Genomic DNA, 17,703 nt, shown 5'->3' on the forward strand with positions numbered 1-17,703 from the left:
GGCTCGGGGCGACCGGGGGCGCGGCACGGCCCTGTCACGGTGATGGGTTATTCTTGACCACCGCCACCATCGACACCCCACGTGTCTGAACCTCCAACGAGTCGGCCGCCCACCCGCGTGGCGGCCACGCCGGCCGACAAGCCGGCCGAAAAATCGGCGGTCCGACAGCCGCCAGACAAGCGCGGCCTGTTCGAGCGTCTGGTCGAATTCCTCTCGCCCGGCCCCGATTCCACCGACGAGCTGATGGCCACGCTGGCCGATGCCGAGCAGCGCGAGCTGATCGCACCGGAGAGCCGCGTCATGCTCGAAGGCGTGCTGCGCATGGCCGAGATGAGTGCCGGCGACGTGATGGTGGCCGCGCCGCGCATGGACCTGCTGGACATCGACGCGCCGTACGACGAACTGCTGGCCTCGGTGATCGAGACCGGCCACTCGCGCTTTCCGGCCTACGAGGGCCAGCGCGACAACGTCATCGGCATCCTGATGGCCAAGGACCTGCTGAAGCTGCAGCGCTCGCCCGACCTGAGCCTGCGCACCCTGCTGCGGCCTGCGGTGTTCGTGCCCGAAAGCAAGGGGCTGAACGAACTGCTGCGGGATTTCCGCGCCAACCGCAACCACCTGGCGATGGTGATCGACGAGTTCGGCAACACCGCCGGGCTGATCACCATCGAGGACGTGCTGGAAGAGATCGTCGGCGAGATCGAGGACGAGTTCGACGAGGACGCCACCGCCGCCGAGAACGGCATCTACACCTTGGCCGACGGCAGCCACCGGGTGGCCGGCGACACCGACATCAGCGCGGTGAATGAGGTCTTCGGCACCAGCCTGCCCGAAGAAGACTTCGACACCATCGGCGGCCTGATCGCGCATGAGCTGGGCCATGTGCCGCGGCGCGGCGAAGCGGCCGAGGCGGGTGGCCTGCAGTTCCAGGTGATGCTGACCCGCGGCGGCGCGGTGCGCTGGTTCAAGGTGGCGCGCCAGCCGCCGGCCGCGCAGGACGCCGATTGACCGGGTCCGCCACCCTGGCGGCCCGCCACCCCTGGCTGGTGCTGGCGGCCGTGGCCGCCGCCGGCGCGCTGCAGACCCTGGCCTGCGTGCACACCGCTGCCTGGCCGCTGCCGCTGGCGGCCATCGCGCTGCTGGCCTGGGCGGTGCAGCAGGCCACGCCGCGGCAGGCGGCGCTGCTGGGCTGGGCCTTCGGCACCGCCTGGCTGGGCGCGGCCACCTGGTGGCTGTTCATCAGCATGCACCGCTACGGCGGGCTGCCGGCACCGCTGGCGGTGGCGGCGGTGGCGCTGCTGTCGGCGGCGCTGTCGGTCTACCTGGGTGCGGCCATGGCCTGGGTGGCACACCGGCGAAGCGGCCGGCCGCTGGCCGATGCCAGCCGCTTTGCCGCCGGCTGGCTGGCGGCCGAGCTGGCGCGCGGCGTGCTCTTCACCGGCTTCCCCTGGGCGGCCAGTGGCTACACCCAGGTCGACGGCCCGCTGGCGGTGCTGGCGCCCTGGCTGGGGGTCTACGGCATCGGTGCGCTGCTGGCCTGGGTTGGCGCGTTGCTGGTGTCCGGGTTATGGCAGGGGCCTGCTGCCCGCTGGCGGCCGGCCGCGCTGGCGCTGGCGGTGCTGGCGCTGCCGGCGGCCTGGGGCATCGTGCTGGGCCCGCCGGAGTTCACCCGCCCCGGCCGCAGCCTCAATGTGGCGTTGCTGCAGACCAATGTGGCGCAGGACGAGAAGTTCGCCGCCGAGCGCATGCCCGCCACGCTGGCCTGGGTGGCGCATGCGCTGACCAGCGCGCAGGCCGACCTGGTGGTGACGCCCGAGACCGCCGTGCCGCTGCTGCCGGATCAGCTGCAGGACCTGGTGCCCGGCTACTGGGACGGCCTGCGCCAGCACTTCAGCCGGCCTGGCGGCCCGGCGGCGCTGGTGGGCGTGCCGCTGGGCAACTTCGAGGCCGGCTACACCAATTCGGTGGTGGGGCTGTCGGCCGACACCGCCGCGCCCGGCGGCGGCTACCGCTACGACAAGACCCATCTGGTGCCGTTTGGCGAGTTCATCCCCACCGGCTTCCGCTGGTTCACCGAACTGATGAACATCCCGCTGGGTGACTTCAACCGCGGCCCGCTGAATCCGCCATCGTTCGTGGTGGGCGGCGCCCGGGTGGCGCCCAACATCTGCTACGAAGACCTGTTCGGCGAGGAACTGGCGCGCCGCTTCGCCGACGCCGCCAGCGCCCCCACGGTGCTGGCCAACATCAGCAACATCGGCTGGTTTGGTGACACCATCGCCATCCCGCAGCACCTGAACATCTCGCGCCTGCGCAGCCTGGAGCTGCAGCGGCCGATGCTGCGCGCCACCAACACTGGCGCCACCGCGGTGATCGATCATCGCGGCGTGGTGCAGGCGGCGCTGCCGCCGTTCACCGTGGGCGTGCTCAACGCCACGGTGCAGGGCCGCGAGGGGCTGACGCCCTTCGCCCGCTGGGCCGCGGCCGCCGGCCTGTGGCCGCTGTGGGCGCTGGCGGCGCTGGGCCTGGCCTGGCCGCGGCGGCAGGGGGCGGCCGGTAAACTCGTCGATCGACCTTGATTGCCCGTCCGCGGGGCCATTTGCCCCGCCGACCCCGTCCATGCTCACCTTCCAGCAACTGATCCTCCGCCTGCAAGACTACTGGGACAAGCAGGGCTGCGCCCTGCTGCAGCCCTATGACATGGAAGTGGGCGCCGGCACCAGCCACACCGCCACCTTCCTGCGCGCGCTGGGCCCGGAGCCCTGGAAGGCCGCCTATGTGCAGCCCAGCCGCCGGCCCAAGGACGGCCGCTACGGCCAGAACCCGAACCGCCTGCAGCACTACTACCAGTACCAGGTGGTGCTGAAGCCCGCGCCGGCCAACATCCTGGAGCTGTACCTCGGCAGCCTGGAAGCGGTGGGCTTCGACCTGAAGAAGAACGACGTGCGCTTTGTCGAGGATGACTGGGAGAACCCCACGCTGGGCGCCTGGGGCCTGGGCTGGGAGGTCTGGCTCAACGGCATGGAAGTCACCCAGTTCACCTACTTCCAGCAGGTGGGCGGCATCGACTGCAAGCCGATCACCGGCGAGATCACCTACGGCCTGGAGCGGCTGGCGATGTACCTGCAGGGCGTGGAGAACGTCTACGACCTGACCTTCGCACCCGGCCTGACCTACGGCGACGTCTACCACCAGAACGAGGTGGAGCAGAGCACCTACAACTTCGAGCATAGCAACGTCGAGTTCCTGCTCACGGCGTTCGGCGCGCACGAGGGCAATGCCCAGCACCTGATGGCCCAGCAGCTGGCCCTCCCGGCCTACGAGCAGGTGCTGAAGGCCGCCCACACCTTCAACCTGCTGGACGCGCGCGGTGCGATCAGCGTCACCGAGCGGGCGGCCTACATCGGCCGCATCCGCAACCTGGCGCGCAGCGTGGCGGCCAGCTACTTGGACAGCCGCAAGCGCCTGGGCTTCCCGATGGCGCCGAAGGCCTGGGCCGACGAGGTTATCGCCAAGCTCGACGCCGAGGCCGCGAAGGCCGCGGCGAAGAACGACAACAAGAAGGCTGCCTGAGATGACCACCAACAACTTGCTGGTTGAACTGTTCGTCGAAGAGCTGCCGCCCAAGGCGCTGAACAAGCTGGGCGAGGCATTCGCCGCCACGCTGGCCGATGGGCTGAAGGCCGCCGGCCTGGCCGCGGCCGATGCCGCCGTCACCGCCTACGCCTCGCCCCGGCGCCTGGCCGTGCAGGTGGCCGGGGTCGCCGCCAAGGCGGCCGACCGCGCGCTGCTGCAGAAGCTGATGCCGGTGGCCGTGGCGCTGGACGCCGCCGGCAACCCCACGCTCGCGCTGCTGAAGAAGCTGGCCGCGCTCGGTGCCGATGCATCGGTGGTGCCGCAGCTCCAGCGCGCCCCCGACGGCAAGGCCGAGGCGCTGTTCCTCGACAGCACCGTGCCCGGCGCCACCCTGGGCGAGGGCCTGCAGAAGGCATTGGACGAGGCGCTGACGAAGCTGCCCATCCCGAAGGTGATGACCTACCAGCTAGAAGCCGACTGCGAGCAGCCGGGCTGGACCAGCGTGCATTTCGTGCGCCCCGCGCACCGTCTGGTGGCGCTGCATGGCGCCGACGTGGTGCCGGTGCGGGCGCTGGGCCTGACCGCCGGCCGCGTGACCCAAGGCCACCGCTTCGAGGCCGCCCAGCCCGACGTCACCCTGCGTGATGCCGACAGCTACGCCCAGCAGCTGGCCGACGAGGGCGCGGTGATCGCCAGCTTCGCCGAGCGCCGCGCCGAGATCGTGCGCCAGCTGACCGCCGCCGCTGCCAAGGAAGGCCTGAAGCCGATCGACGACGACGCCCTGCTCGACGAGGTGACGGCCCTGGTCGAGCGGCCGAACGTGCTGGTCTGCCAGTTCGAGCGAGAATTCCTCGGCGTGCCGCAGGAATGCCTGATCCTGACGATGAAGGCCAACCAGAAGTACTTTCCCCTGCTGGATGCCGCCGGCAAGCTGACGAACAAGTTCCTGATCGTCAGCAACATCCGCCCGGACGACCCCAGCGCGGTGGTGCAGGGCAACGAGCGGGTGGTGCGCCCGCGCCTGGCCGACGCCAAGTTCTTCTTCGACCAGGACCGCAAGAGGACGCTGGAATCGCGGGTGGCCGGGCTGGACAAGGTGGTCTACCACGGCAAGCTGGGCAGCCAGGGTGACCGCGCCGAGCGGGTGCGGGCGATCGGCCATGCCATCGTCAACCAGCTGCGCCTGGCCACCGTGCCGTACACGGTGGACGCGCAGGACGAGTTCGCGGTGCTCGACAGCAAGGTGCAGCAGGCCGCACGCCTGGCCAAGACCGACCTGCTGACCGACATGGTGGGCGAGTTTCCCGAGCTGCAGGGCATCATGGGCGGCTACTACGCCCGCCACGAGGGCCTGCGCGACGGCGTGGCCATCGCCATCGAGGACCATTACAAGCCCCGCTTCGCCGGCGATGCGCTGCCGCGCAACCACACCGGCACGGTGCTGGCGCTGGCCGACAAGCTGGAGACGCTGTGCGGCCTGTTCGGCATCGGCCAGCTGCCCACCGGCGACAAGGACCCGTTTGCCCTGCGCCGCCATGCGCTGGGCATCATCCGCATCCTGGTCGAGAAGAACCTGCCGCTGGCCGTGCCGGCGCTGCTGGACGCCGGCTTCGGCGCCTTCGACGAGGGCCAGCTGACGCATGCCGCCGCCCGCGCCGACCTGCTGCAGTTCCTCGACGACCGGCTGACCGGCCAGCTGCGCGAGCAGGGCTACAGCGCGCAGGAGGTGGATGCGGTGGTGGCGCTGCGGCCCTCACCCTGGGGCAGCATCCCCAAGCGGCTGGCGGCGGTGCGCGCCTTTGCCGCGCTGCCCGAGGCCGCGCCCCTGGCGGCGGCCAACAAGCGGGTGGCCAACATCCTGAAGAAGAGCGAGGGCGGTGCCGCCGCCGCGGTGGACGCCGCGCTGCTGGTGGAGCCGGCCGAGGCGGCGCTGCATGCCGCGCTGGCGGATCTGGCGCCGCAGGCCGACCGGCTGTTCGAGGGCGGTGACCTGGCCGCGTCGCTGCAGGTGCTGGCGGCGCTGAAGGCGCCGGTCGACGCCTTCTTTGACGGCGTGATGGTCAATGCCGACGATGCCGCGCTGCGCGCCAACCGGCTGGCGTTGCTGGGCACGCTGCATGCTTCGATGAACCGCGTGGCCGATCTGGCCCGCCTGGCGGCCTGAGTTCTCCGGTGCCGCTGTCACGCACCATGCAGCACGTCGTCAAGCTCGTCATCCTCGGCCGGGACGGCATCCTCAACGATTTCCGGGACGACCACGTCAAGGCGCCCGAGGAGTGGTTTCCGATCCCCGGGGCGCTGGAGGCGGTGGCGCGGCTCAACCATGCCGGCTGGCACGCGGTGGTGGCCACCAACCAGTCGGGCATCGGCCGCGGCATGATCGACATGGCCTCGGTCAATGCGGTGCATGCCCACATGCACAAGGTGTTGCAGGCCGCCGGCGGCCGCATCGACGCGGTGTTCTTCTGTCCCCACACGCCCGAGGACGGCTGCGACTGCCGCAAACCCCAGCCCGGGCTGATGCGCGACATCGGCAAGCGCTACGGCATCGACTTGAAGCAGGTGCCGATGGTGGCTGACACCCTGCGCGACCTGCAGGCCGCCGCCGCCGCCGGCTGCGAGCCGCATCTGGTGCTCAGCGGCCGCGCCGCGGCGCTGGATGCCGACGCGGTGCAGGCCATGGTCGACCAGGTACCCGGCACGCGGGTGCATGACGACCTGCCCGCCTTTGCCGAACACCTGCTGGGCCGCGGCGCGGTCCATTCCTGACAACCGGTTGCCCGATGATCTACCTGCGCAGCGCGCTCTACATCCTCTTCCTGCTGGTCACGCTGATCCCCTGGGCGCTGGTGGCGGTGGTGTTCTCGGCTTTCCGGCGCGGCGCGCCGATGTACTGGCTGTGCGCCGGCTGGCTGAAGACCACGATCTGGGGCGCGAAGGCGATCTGTGGCGTCAATTACCGGGTGCAGGGCCTGGAGCACCTGCCCACCGCCGCCGACTCCACCGCGGCCGTGCTGCTGGCGCCCAAGCACCAGAGCACCTGGGAGACCTTCGCCTTCCCGGCGATCATGCCGCACCCGCTGGCCTATGTGTTCAAGCGCGAGCTGCTGTGGATCCCGTTCTTCGGCTGGGCCATCGGCCGCATGGACATGATCCACATCGACCGCAGCCGCCGCAGCGAGGCCTGGGCCAAGGTGCTGGCCCAGGGCAAGCGGTTGATGGCCCAGGGCAACTGGGTGATCATGTTCCCCGAGGGCACACGCGCCGCGCGCGGGCAGAAGGGCGAGTACAAGTCGGGCGCCTCGCGCCTGGCCATCATGGCCGGCACGCCCATCGTGCCGATCGCCGTCACCTCGGCACGCTGCTGGCCGCGCCGCAGCTGGCTGCTGCGACCCGGGCTGATCGAGGTGTCGATCGGCCGGCCGATCCCGGTGGACGGGCGCCGCCCGGATGAGCTGATGCGCGAGGTGGAAGACTGGATCGAGGCCGAGATGCGGCGCCTGGACCCCGAGGCCTACGCCGCGCCGGCTCCGTAGAATCGGCAGCATGTCCAGACCCGGTCCGCACGACGCCGCCCTGCAGCTGTCGCTGTTCGACCAGCCGCCGGCGCCGCCGCCGGCACGCGCGCGGCACGCCGAGCCGGCCGCTCCGGCGCCGTTGCCCGCGCCCGCGCCGGTTCCCCATTTCCAGCATCCCCGCGCCCAGCGCAGCATCGCGCTGGCCGGGCACCAGGTCGGCTATGAGTTCCGCCGTGCCCGCCGGCGCAGCATCGGCTTCGTCGTCGGCACCGAGGGCCTGAGCGTCAGCGCGCCGCGCTGGGTGGCGCTGGCCGAGGTGGAGCAGGCGCTGCAGGCCAAGGCCGCCTGGATCCTGCGCAAGCTGCATGAGCAGCAGGAGCGCGCCCGCCGGCTGCAGGCGGCCAAGGTGGTGTGGCAGGACGGCACCAGCCTGCCGTTCCTGGGCGAGACGGTGATCCTGCTGCTCGATCCGCGGGTCACCGGCGCCCAGCTGCACAGCGCCACCGACACCCTGCCCGGCGTGCCGCGGCTCACCCTGCACCTGGGCCTGCCGCAGACCGCCACGCAGGACCAGATCCGCGAGTTGGTGCAGACCTGGCTGCAACGCCAGGCGCGCCGGGTGTTCGAGGAGCGTTGCGCCCACTTCGTACCGAAACTGGGCGTGCGCATCAAGCGGCTGTCGCTCAGCTCGGCGGCCACCCGCTGGGGCAGCGCCAGCGCCGATGGCTCGGTGCGGCTGAACTGGCGGCTCATCCATTTCGCGCTGCCGGTGATCGACTATGTCGTCACCCACGAGCTGGCCCACCTGCGCGAGATGAACCACAGCCCGGCGTTCTGGGAGGTGGTGCGCTCGGTGTTGCCCGACTTCGAACGCAGCCGCGGCGCGCTGCGCAGCGAAGTGCTGCCGTCGTTAGATTGAAGGATGCGCCGCCGGGATCTCCGCCTTTTGGGGGAGGTACTTCATGGGCCAGACCGGGCAAACTCTGTGCATCTGCTGTCTTCAATGCCAAGCAGGGAGAAAACGGCGCGGCGCCCCCGGTGGGCGATCAGCAAGCCAACGGTGCAACGGCGGTGGGCCCAACGGCCCATCGCCGTTTTCCTTGGTGATGTGACCCAAAACCGGCCCGTGGGCTACATTGACGTGCACGTCAACCCGCCCGCGCCATGACCGCAGCCACCCCGCGCCCCGCCAAGACCTACACCATCACCGAGCTGGCGCATGAGTTCGACGTCACCCCGCGTGCGATCCGCTTCTACGAAGACATGGGCCTGCTGCAGCCCAGCCGCGCCGGCCGCAACCGTGTCTACAGCCTGCGTGACCGCACCCGCCTGAAGCTCACCCTGCGCGGCAAGCGGCTGGGCTTCTCGCTGCAGGAGATCCGCCAGCTGGTGACGATGTACGACAGCGACAGCGACACCGCGCCGCAGCTGCAGGCCTTCGTGCAGGCGCTGGCCGCGCACCGGGCGCAGCTGGAGCAACAGCTGGAGGACATCCGCGTCACCCTGGACGAGCTGGCCATGCACGAGGCGCGCTGCCGCCAGCTGCTGGCCGATGCCAGCGCGCCGAAGGCGCCGCGCCGCAAGGCCTGAATCCCGGGCCGCCGGCAGATCGGCGCTGGCCGGTATGATTGACGTTAACGTCAACGTCAACCAGCGTTCGGCGCTGCATGATCGGCCAGCCGCCGCCCGTCCAACTTCCACCAGGAGACCGCCATGTCCCAGCTTCCCGGCCTCGACTTCCAGCTCGGCGAGGACATCGACGCCTTGCGTGACGCGGTGCAGGCCTTCGCCGCCGCCGAGATCGCCCCGCGTGCGGCCGAGATCGACCGCAGCGACCGCTTCCCGATGGACCTGTGGCGCAAGATGGGCGAGCTGGGTGTGCTGGGCATCACCGTGCCGGAGCAGTACGGCGGCGCCAACATGGGCTACCTGGCCCACATGGTGGCGATGGAGGAGATCAGCCGTGCCAGCGCCAGCGTGGGCCTGAGCTACGGCGCGCACAGCAACCTGTGCGTCAACCAGCTCAAGCGCAACGGCACCGAGGCGCAGAAGGCCAGGTACCTGCCCAAGCTGATCACCGGCGAGCATGTCGGCGCGCTGGCGATGAGCGAGCCCAATGCCGGCTCCGACGTGATCAGCATGAAGCTGAAAGCCGAAGACAAGGGCGGCTACTACCTGCTCAACGGCAGCAAGTTCTGGATCACCAACGGCCCGGATGCCGACACCCTGGTGGTCTACGCCAAGACCGAGCCCGAGCTGGGCGCCCGCGGCGTCACCGCCTTCATCATCGAGAAGACGATGAAGGGTTTCAGCTGCGCGCAGAAGCTCGACAAGCTGGGCATGCGCGGCAGCCACACCGGCGAGCTGGTGTTCCAGGATGTGGAAGTACCGGCGCAGAACGTGCTGGGCCAGGTGGGCGGCGGCGCCCGGGTGCTGATGAGCGGGCTGGACTACGAGCGCGCGGTGCTGGCCGCCGGCCCCATCGGCATCATGCAGAGCGTGATGGACAACGTGGTGCCCTACATCCACGACCGCAAGCAGTTCGGCCAGAGCATCGGCGAGTTCCAGCTGATCCAGGGCAAGGTGGCCGACATGTACACCGTGCTGCAGGCCGGCCGGGCCTTCTGCTACACCGTGGGCAAGAACCTCGACAAGCTGGGCGCCGAGCATGTGCGCCAGGTTCGGAAAGACTGCGCCAGCGTCATCCTGTGGTGCGCCGAGAAGGCCACCTGGATGGCCGGCGAGGGCGTGCAGATCTTCGGCGGCAACGGCTACATCAACGACTACCCGCTGGGCCGGCTGTGGCGCGATGCCAAGCTCTACGAGATCGGCGCCGGCACCTCCGAAATCCGCCGCATGCTGATCGGCCGCGAGTTGTTCGCCGAGACCATGTGAGCCTCCGCGCGGCGGGCGCGCTGCTTAAACTGTGCAGTGCAACATAAAAGAGGCCGGAGGGGCCGACGCCATGAGCATCGAACTGCAGGAACTCTTCCAGAAGAACCGCGAGTGGGCGGACAACACCGAGGCCCGCGAGCCCGGCTTCTTCACCCGGTTGCTGAACCAGCAGAGCCCGCAGTACCTGTGGATCGGCTGCGCCGACAGCCGCGTGCCGGCGAACGATCTGGTGGGCCTGCTGCCCGGCGAGCTGTTCGTGCACCGCAACGTGGCCAACCTGCTGGTGCATTCGGACCTGAACGCGCTGAGCGTCATCCAGTACGCGGTCGATGCGCTGCAGGTCAGCCACATCATCGTGGTGGGCCACAGCAACTGCGGTGGCGTGCGCGCGGCCATGCTCAACACCCGCGCCGGCCTGGTCGACAACTGGCTGCGCCATGTGCAGGACGTGCGCGACGCGCACGAGGGCTTTCTGGCCGGCCTGCATGAGAGCCTGCAGGTCAATGCCCTGGTGGAGCTGAACGTGCTGGAGCAGGCCCGCAATGTCTGCCGCACGACGGTGGTGCGCGATGCCTGGGTGCGCGGCCAGAGCGTGGTGGTGCACGGCTGGGTCTACGGCCTGCACAACGGCCTGCTGGAGGACCTGAAGATCACCGCCACCTCGGCCGACCAGGTGGGGCTGGCCTACGACACCGCGCTGGCCCTGGTCAAGCAGCGCTACCGCCAGCAGCATGCGGCGCTGACATCGCAGCCCGCGCCGGTGACGCAGCACGGCGCGCTGTCTGACCACTGACCCGCCGACCAGGACGCCGCCGATGTTCCCGCACCGCCTCACCGACAGCCGCGCCTACGCCATCGCCCAGGCCATGCTCGATGGCTTCAACCGCCACTACCGCTTGTTCAGCGAGACCAACCGCGAAGCCAAGCGCCGCTTCGAGCAGGCCGACTGGCATGGCCAGCAGCGCGCCCAGCGCGAGCGCATCGAGTTCTACGACAAGCGGGTGGAAGAGGCGGTGGAGCGGCTGCAGCGCGAGTTCAACACCGCCAGCCTGGAAGACGACACCTGGCAGCAGGTGAAGCTGCACTACATCGGCCTGCTGGTGAACCACCACCAGCCCGAGCTGGCCGAGACCTTCTTCAACTCGGTCACCACCAAGATCCTGCACCACAGCTACTTCCGCAACGACTTCATCTTCGTGCGGCCGGCTGTCAGCACCGAGTACATCGAGAACGACGAGCCGGCGTCGCTGCCCACCTACCGCGCCTACTACCCCACCCGCGACAGCCTGCGCGAGACGCTGCTGCGCATCGTCGACAACTTCCAGCTGCAGCGGCCATTCGCCGACCTGGGCCGCGACATCGACGCGGTCCTGGCCGCGCTGCGCCAGCATGTGGGCGACAACGTGCGGCTGCGCGCCAACTTCCAGATCCAGGTGCTCAGCTCGATGTTCTTCCGCAACAAGGGCGGCTACATCATCGGCAAGATCGTCAACGGCTTCGCCGAGACGCCGTTCGCGCTGCCGGTGCTGCACAACGACAGCGGCCAGCTCTACATCGACGCCGCGCTGTTCGCCGAGGACGACCTGCTGATGCTCTTCAGCTTTGCGCGGGCCTACTTCATGGTCGACATGGAGATCCCCAGCGCCTATGTGCAGTTCCTGCGCAGCCTGATGCCGCGCAAGCCGCGCAACGAGATCTATTCGGCCCTGGGCCTGCAGAAGCAGGGCAAGAACAACTTCTACCGCGACTTCCTCTACCACCTGCGCCATTCCAGCGACATGTTCGGCATCGCCCCCGGCATCAAGGGCATGGTGATGCTGGTGTTCGACCTGCCGTCCTTCCCCTATGTGTTCAAGGTGATCAAGGACTTCTACCCGCCGCAGAAGGACACCACCCGCGAGGGGATCAAGAGCAAGTACCTGCTGGTGAAGACGCACGACCGGGTCGGCCGCATGGCAGACACGCTGGAGTACGCCAGCGTGGCCTTCCCGCGCCACCGCATCAGCGAGGAACTGCTGGCCGAGCTGCAGCACTTCTGCCCCAGCCAGATCGAGACCGATGGCGACTCGCTGGTCATCAAGCATGTCTACATCGAGCGGCGCATGATCCCGCTGAACATCTACCTGCAGGACGCCACGCCCGAGCAGATGGCCCATGCGGTGGTGGAGTACGGCAACGCCATCAAGGACCTGGTGGCCGCCAACATCTTCCCCGGCGACATGCTCTGGAAGAACTTCGGCGTCACCCGCCACGGCAAGGTGGTGTTCTACGACTACGACGAGATCGAGTACATCACCGACTGCAACTTCCGCCGCGTGCCCGCGCCGCGCAACGAGGAAGACGAGATGTCGGGCGAGATCTGGTACTCGGTCGGCCCCAAGGATGTGTTCCCCGAGACCTTCGAGCCCTTCCTGCTGGGCAACCCGGCCGTGCGCCAGGTGTTCATGAAGCACCATGCCGACCTGCTGGACGCCGCCTTCTGGCAAGGCCACAAGGAGCGCATCAAGGCCGGTCATGTGCATGATGTGTTTCCGTACGAGCAGCACAAGCGCTTTGCCCACACCCGCGCCAGCTCGGCCACGATGTAGGCCGCCGCGCACTTCTTCCATCCCGTCCCACACCGGAGCCCGCCATGGCCGATTCCATCGTCATCGTCTCTGCTGCCCGCACGCCCATTGGCGGCCTGCTGGGTGATTTCTCGTCGCTCGCCGCCTGGGAGCTGGGCGCGGTCGCCATCCAGGCCGCGGTGCAGCGCGCCGGCGTGCCCGGTGACGCGGTGGATGAAGTGCTGATGGGCAACTGCCTGATGGCCGGCCAGGGCCAGGCCCCGGCGCGCCAGGCGGTCCGCAAGGCCGGCCTGCCCGACGGCGCCGGCGCAGTGACGCTGAGCAAGATGTGCGGCAGCGGCATGCGCACCATGATGTTCGCCCATGACATGCTCACCGCCGGCAGCGCCAGCGTGATGGTGGCCGGTGGCATGGAAAGCATGACCAACGCGCCGCACCTGATGTTCGCCCGCAAGGGCGTGAAGTACGGCGCCGCACAGATGTTCGACCACATGGCCATGGACGGCCTGGAAGACGCCTACGAGCGTGGCAAGGCCATGGGCGTGTTCGCCGAGCAGTGCGTCGACAAGTACCAGTTCAGCCGCGAGGCGCAGGACCAGTACGCCATCACCTCCACCACCCGCGCCAAGCAGGCCAATGAAGACGGCAGCTTCGACTGGGAGATGGCGCCGGTGGCCCTGGGCGACAAGGCCGGCACCGTGGTCAAGTTCGACGAGCAGCCGTTCAAGGCCAAGCTCGACAAGATCCCCAGCCTGAAGCCGGCCTTCAAGAAGGACGGCACCATCACCGCCGCCAACGCCAGCAGCATCTCCGACGGCGCCGCCGCCCTGGTGCTGATGCGCGAATCCACCGCCCGTGCCATGGGCGTCACGCCCATCGCCCGCATCGTGGCCCATGCGGTGCATGCCCAGGCCCCCGCCTGGTTCGCCACCGCGCCGGCCGGCGCCATCACCAAGGTGCTGAAGAAGTCGGGCTGGGATGCCAAGAGCGTCAACCTGTGGGAGGTGAACGAGGCCTTCGCCGCCGTCACCATGGCCGCCATGCATGAGTTCGACCTGCCGCACGACATCGTCAACGTGCACGGCGGTGCCTGCGCGCTGGGCCACCCCATCGGCGCCAGCGGCGCGCGCATCGTCGTCACCCTGCTGGGCGCGCTGAAGAAGCGCAACCTCAAGCGCGGCGTGGCGGCGCTGTGCATCGGCGGCGGCGAGGCCACGGCGCTGGCGGTTGAACTGCTGTGAGCGCTGTCCCTGTCGTGCTGCCCCTGGTGCAGCAGGGTGACACCTGCAGCCGCAGCGTGCGCTTCAGCCGCGACGACATCGCCACCTTCGCCCGCCTGAGCGGCGACAGCAACCCGCTGCACCATGACCAGCAAGCGGCGCAGCGCGCCCGCCACGGCGAGATCATCGCCAGCGGCGAGCACACCACCGCCTTGCTGATCGGCCTGGCCTCGTCGCACTTCTCGCAGCCCGACGCCCACGGCCCGCGCGAGGTGCTGTGCCTCAACTTCAACTTCGCCTTCAAGGCGCCGGTGTTCGCCGAGCAGGCCATCGAGCTGAGCTGGAAGGTGGCTTCGGTCGAGCCGCATGACCGCCTGGGCGGTCTGCTGGTGCACCTGGATGGCAAGGCCGCGGTGCGCCATGCCAGCCCGTCGGTGGTGGGCCGCGGCACGCTGCTGATCAAGTCGGCCCAGCCCTGAAAGGCCCGCCCATGGATGTGCTCATCATCGGTGCCTCGCGCGGCATCGGCTTCGAGCTGGCCAGCCAATGCCTGGCGGCGGGCGACCGGGTGGTGGCCACCGCCCGCGACGATGCCGGCCTGGCCCGTCTGGCCGCGCTGGGGGCCGAGCCGCTGAAGCTGGACGTGGCCAGCGCCGCCGGTTGCGCCGGCCTGGCCTGGCCGATCGACGGCGCCCAGTTCCACCAGGCCTGGCTGGTGGCCGGCGTCTACGGCCCGCGCAGCAGCGGCCTGCAGCCGCCCACCGACGCTGAATTCGATGCCGTGATGCACACCAATGTGCTGGCCGCGATGCGGCTGCTGCCGCAGTTGGCCGATGCGCTGGCGCCGGGCGCCAAGCTGGCGGTGCTGTCGTCGCGCATGGGCTCGATCGGCCTGCGCAACAGCCCCAGCGGCTGGCTGTACCGGGCGTCGAAGGCGGCGCTGAATTCGGTGCTGAAGGATGTGTCGCTGGCCCTGGCCGGCCGCGCCACCTGCGTCAGCCTGCACCCGGGCTGGGTGCAGACCGACATGGGCGGCGGCGGTGCCGATCTGGCCGTGGCGCAGAGCGTGGCCGACCTGCGTGCCACCGTCGGCCGGCTGGGTGCGGCCGACAACGGCGGCTTCTTCAACCACGACGGCCAGCCGCTGGCCTGGTGACCGCCGCCATGAGCCACACCGAGACGCACGCCTTCTTCACCCGCTACCGCGATGCCTTCAACGCGCTGGACGGCGACGCGGTGGCCGACCTGTGGCATGCCGCTGGCAGCGGCATCGCCGACAGCCACGGCGGCGCCGGCCGCCTGACCTGGTGGCCCGACGATGCACCGATGCGCGCCAACCACCGCGCGCTGTGTACCGTCTACCGCCAGGCCGGGTACGGCCGCGCCGATTTCGCCATCGACCAGTTCGTGCCGCTGGGCGCCGACCATGCCTTCGCCCGCGTGCAGTGGACCATCACCCGGGCCGACGGCAGCCTGCTGCAGCGCTTCGGCACCGGCTACCAGCTGCAGCGCACCACGGCCGGCCCGCGGGTGCTGCTGTGCACCGCTTACCAAGAAGACCTCCAGGAGATGACCCGCCATGCTGCTCAGTGACGACCACCGCGCGGTGCAGGAGGCCGTGCGCCAGTACGTGCAGGCCGAGATCGCCCCCCATGCCGCCGCCTGGGACAAGAGCCACCAGTTCCCCGCCGCGCAATTGAAGGGCCTGGCCGGCCTGGGCTGCTACGGCGTGGCCGTGCCCACCGAGCAGGGCGGGGCGGGGCTGGACTACCTGGCACTGGCGCTGATCCTGGAGGAGATCGCCGCCGGCGACGGCGCCACCAGCACCGTGGTCAGCGTCAACAACTGCCCGGTGTGCTCGATCCTGATGGCCTTCGGAAACGCCGACCAGCAAACGCGCTTCCTGCAGCCGCTGGCCCGCGGCGAGATGCTGGGCGCCTTCTGCCTGACCGAGCCGCATGTGGGCAGCGAGGCCGGCGGGCTGAAGACCACGGCGGTGCGGGACGGCGACCACTACGTGCTCAATGGCGTCAAGCAGTTCATCACCAGCGGCAAGAACGGCGATGTGGCCATCGTCATGGCGGTCACCGACAAGGCCGCCGGCAAGAAGGGCATCAGCGCCTTCCTGGTGCCCACCAAGACGCCCGGCTACACCGTGGCGCGGGTGGAAGACAAGATGGGCCAGCATGCCAGCGACACCGCGCAGATCGTCTTCGACCACTGCCGCGTGCCGGTGGAGAACCGCCTGGGCGAGGAGGGCCAGGGCCTGAAGATCGCGCTCTCGGGCCTGGAGGGCGGGCGCATCGGCATTGCCAGCCAGGCGCTGGGCATGGCGCGTGCGGCCTTTGACTACGCGCTGGCCTACAGCAAGGACCGTGTCGCCTTCGGCGTGCCGATCTTCGAGCACCAGGCGGTGCAGTTCAAGCTGGCCGACATGGCCACCCGCATCGAGGCCACCCGCCAGCTGATCTGGCACGCGGCCGCGCTGAAAGATGCCGGCCTGCCCTGCCTGAAGGAAGCCGCCATGGCCAAGCTGATGGCCAGCGAGATGGCTGAGGCCGTCTGCTCCGGCGCCATCCAGGTGCTGGGCGGCTACGGCTACCTCAGCGACTTTCCGGTCGAGCGCATCTACCGCGACGTGCGGGTGTGCCAGATCTACGAAGGCACCTCGGAAGTGCAGAAGATCCTGATCGGCCGCGCACTCGCCTGATCTCTCTTTTTATGGACATCGGATTCCAGTAAACTGGAGTCCATGGATGTCACCGACCGCCTCGCCCGCCGCCTGCAGGGCCTGCGCCAGGCGCATGGACTGTCGCTCGACGCGCTGGCCGCGCGCAGCGGCGTCAGCCGCTCGAACATCTCGCTGATCGAGCGCGGCCAGAGCAGCCCCACCGCCACCGTGCTCGACAAGCTCAGCGCCGCGCTGGGCGTCACGCTGGCGGCGCTGTTCGAGGAGCCGCCCGCCGCCACCGCGCCGCCCAGCCCGCTGGCCCGCCGCGCCGACCAACCGCTGTGGACCGACCCCGCCTCGGGCTACCGCCGCCGCAACCTGTCGCCGGCCTTGCCGGCGCCCATCCAGCTGGTGGAGGTGGAGTTCCCGCCCGGCCAGCGCGTGGCCTACGAGACCGGCCCGCGCCTGGCGCCGGTGCACCAGCAGGTGTGGGTGATCGCCGGCTGCATGCAGCTCACCGTGGGTGCCGACACCTGGCTGCTGCAGGCCGGTGACTGCCTGGCCATGCAGCTCGACCAGCCCCTGCTCTTCCACAACCCCGGTGACCAGCCCGCCCGCTACCTGGTGGCGCTGGCCGGCGGGTCGCTGCCGTCCAACCCGCGAGGTTCCGCATGACCGACTCCATCACCCTGCGCTCCTTGGATGCCGCCGCGGCCGCTGCCGCCGTGCCGGCGCTGGCCGACGTGCTGATCGACTGCGTGCACGGCGGCGCGTCGGTCAGTTTCATGGCGCCGCTGCCGCTGCCGAAGGCGCTGGCCTTCTGGCAAGGCGTGGCCGAGGGCGTGGCCCGCGGCGAGCGGGTGCTGCTGGTGGCCGAGGATGCGCAGGGCATCGCCGGCACGGTGCAGGTGGTGCTGTCCCAGCCCGACAACCAGCCCCACCGCGCCGATGTGGCCAAGATGCTGGTGCACCGCCGCGCCCGGCGGCAGGGCGTGGCAGCGCGCCTGTTGGCAGCCGCCGAAGACGCCGCGCGGGCCGCCGGCAAGACGGTGCTGGTGCTCGACACCGTGACCGGCGGCGATGCCGAGCGGCTGTACCAGCGCGCCGGCTGGCAGCGCGTCGGCGAGATTCCCAACTACGCGCTGATGCCCGACGGCGCGCTGTGCAGCACCACCTACTTCCACCGGCAACTGGCGGCAGCCTCGCCTTGAGCAAGCGGCCGCCGTGGAACCGGCTTTGCCGGGCCACCGGCGGCG

At 69.9% G+C, this 17,703-nt stretch carries 18 protein-coding genes; all 18 read left to right on the forward strand.

Translation table 11 applies throughout. The features are described from left to right. The first annotated feature begins 81 nt into the window (after positions 1-81). The 18 genes from FFT10_RS25800 to FFT10_RS25885 all read left to right on the forward strand — a co-directional run bounded on the left by FFT10_RS25800 (position 82) and on the right by FFT10_RS25885 (position 17,658). Entirely contained in the window at positions 82-1,008 is a 927-nt protein-coding gene (locus tag FFT10_RS25800) for a CorC family transporter (RefSeq protein WP_174246151.1), read from the forward strand. Continuing rightward, on the forward strand, positions 1,005-2,579 hold the full coding sequence (gene lnt / locus FFT10_RS25805; RefSeq protein ID WP_137735759.1) for an apolipoprotein N-acyltransferase: 1,575 nt from the start codon (positions 1,005-1,007) through the stop codon (positions 2,577-2,579). Before FFT10_RS25800 ends, lnt begins: the two co-directional genes overlap by 4 nt. Before the next feature lie 40 nt (positions 2,580-2,619). Next, positions 2,620-3,573 (forward strand): glycine--tRNA ligase subunit alpha, encoded by a 954-nt coding sequence (glyQ, locus tag FFT10_RS25810; RefSeq protein WP_137735760.1) that lies wholly within the window; start codon positions 2,620-2,622, stop codon positions 3,571-3,573. 1 nt (position 3,574) lies between these two features. Continuing rightward, entirely contained in the window at positions 3,575-5,740 is a 2,166-nt protein-coding gene (gene glyS / locus FFT10_RS25815) for a glycine--tRNA ligase subunit beta (protein ID WP_137735761.1), read from the forward strand. A gap of 26 nt (positions 5,741-5,766) precedes the next feature. Next, positions 5,767-6,345 carry a D-glycero-beta-D-manno-heptose 1,7-bisphosphate 7-phosphatase gene (gene gmhB, locus FFT10_RS25820; RefSeq protein WP_137735762.1) on the forward strand — a complete coding sequence of 193 codons (579 nt, stop codon included), beginning with the start codon at positions 5,767-5,769 and terminating at the stop codon, positions 6,343-6,345. 14 nt (positions 6,346-6,359) lie between these two features. Further along, the gene (locus FFT10_RS25825) at positions 6,360-7,112 is read left to right on the forward strand and encodes a lysophospholipid acyltransferase family protein (protein WP_137735763.1); all 753 of its coding nucleotides are present in this window, start codon (positions 6,360-6,362) and stop codon (positions 7,110-7,112) included. A 10-nt stretch (positions 7,113-7,122) separates the two neighbouring features. After that, positions 7,123-8,013: a M48 family metallopeptidase gene (locus FFT10_RS25830; protein ID WP_137735764.1), complete on the forward strand. Its 891-nt coding sequence runs from the start codon at positions 7,123-7,125 to the stop codon at positions 8,011-8,013. A 245-nt stretch (positions 8,014-8,258) separates the two neighbouring features. Continuing rightward, positions 8,259-8,684 carry a MerR family transcriptional regulator gene (locus tag FFT10_RS25835; RefSeq protein WP_137735765.1) on the forward strand — a complete coding sequence of 142 codons (426 nt, stop codon included), beginning with the start codon at positions 8,259-8,261 and terminating at the stop codon, positions 8,682-8,684. Positions 8,685-8,807: 123 nt separating this feature from the next. Continuing rightward, entirely contained in the window at positions 8,808-9,989 is a 1,182-nt protein-coding gene (locus tag FFT10_RS25840) for an isovaleryl-CoA dehydrogenase (protein WP_137735766.1), read from the forward strand. A gap of 70 nt (positions 9,990-10,059) precedes the next feature. Then, the gene (gene can / locus FFT10_RS25845) at positions 10,060-10,782 is read left to right on the forward strand and encodes a carbonate dehydratase (protein ID WP_137735767.1); all 723 of its coding nucleotides are present in this window, start codon (positions 10,060-10,062) and stop codon (positions 10,780-10,782) included. A gap of 22 nt (positions 10,783-10,804) precedes the next feature. Next, complete coding sequence (aceK, locus tag FFT10_RS25850; RefSeq protein WP_137735768.1) at positions 10,805-12,577, forward strand: bifunctional isocitrate dehydrogenase kinase/phosphatase; 1,773 nt, start codon at positions 10,805-10,807, stop codon at positions 12,575-12,577. A gap of 44 nt (positions 12,578-12,621) precedes the next feature. Further along, positions 12,622-13,797, forward strand: coding sequence for an acetyl-CoA C-acyltransferase (locus tag FFT10_RS25855; RefSeq protein ID WP_137735769.1), 1,176 nt, complete (start codon positions 12,622-12,624; stop codon positions 13,795-13,797). Then, positions 13,794-14,255 (forward strand): MaoC family dehydratase, encoded by a 462-nt coding sequence (locus tag FFT10_RS25860; protein ID WP_228027318.1) that lies wholly within the window; start codon positions 13,794-13,796, stop codon positions 14,253-14,255. Before FFT10_RS25855 ends, FFT10_RS25860 begins: the two co-directional genes overlap by 4 nt. Before the next feature lie 11 nt (positions 14,256-14,266). Beyond that, positions 14,267-14,932, forward strand: a complete 666-nt coding sequence (locus FFT10_RS25865; protein WP_137735770.1) for an SDR family oxidoreductase — start codon at positions 14,267-14,269, stop codon at positions 14,930-14,932. An 8-nt stretch (positions 14,933-14,940) separates the two neighbouring features. Further along, on the forward strand, positions 14,941-15,369 hold the full coding sequence (locus FFT10_RS25870) for a DUF6841 family protein (protein ID WP_137735771.1): 429 nt from the start codon (positions 14,941-14,943) through the stop codon (positions 15,367-15,369). Beyond that, positions 15,356-16,486, forward strand: a complete 1,131-nt coding sequence (locus FFT10_RS25875; RefSeq protein WP_137735772.1) for an acyl-CoA dehydrogenase family protein — start codon at positions 15,356-15,358, stop codon at positions 16,484-16,486. The genes FFT10_RS25870 and FFT10_RS25875 overlap by 14 nt, the downstream gene beginning before the upstream one ends. Before the next feature lie 42 nt (positions 16,487-16,528). Beyond that, complete coding sequence (locus FFT10_RS25880; protein ID WP_137735773.1) at positions 16,529-17,122, forward strand: helix-turn-helix domain-containing protein; 594 nt, start codon at positions 16,529-16,531, stop codon at positions 17,120-17,122. Continuing rightward, positions 17,119-17,658, forward strand: a complete 540-nt coding sequence (locus FFT10_RS25885) for a GNAT family N-acetyltransferase (protein ID WP_137735774.1) — start codon at positions 17,119-17,121, stop codon at positions 17,656-17,658. The genes FFT10_RS25880 and FFT10_RS25885 overlap by 4 nt, the downstream gene beginning before the upstream one ends. Positions 17,659-17,703: the final 45 nt, after the last annotated feature.

This window comes from Pseudaquabacterium pictum, assembly GCF_005403045.1.
GTDB classification, from domain to species: Bacteria; Pseudomonadota; Gammaproteobacteria; order Burkholderiales; family Burkholderiaceae_C; genus Pseudaquabacterium; species Pseudaquabacterium pictum.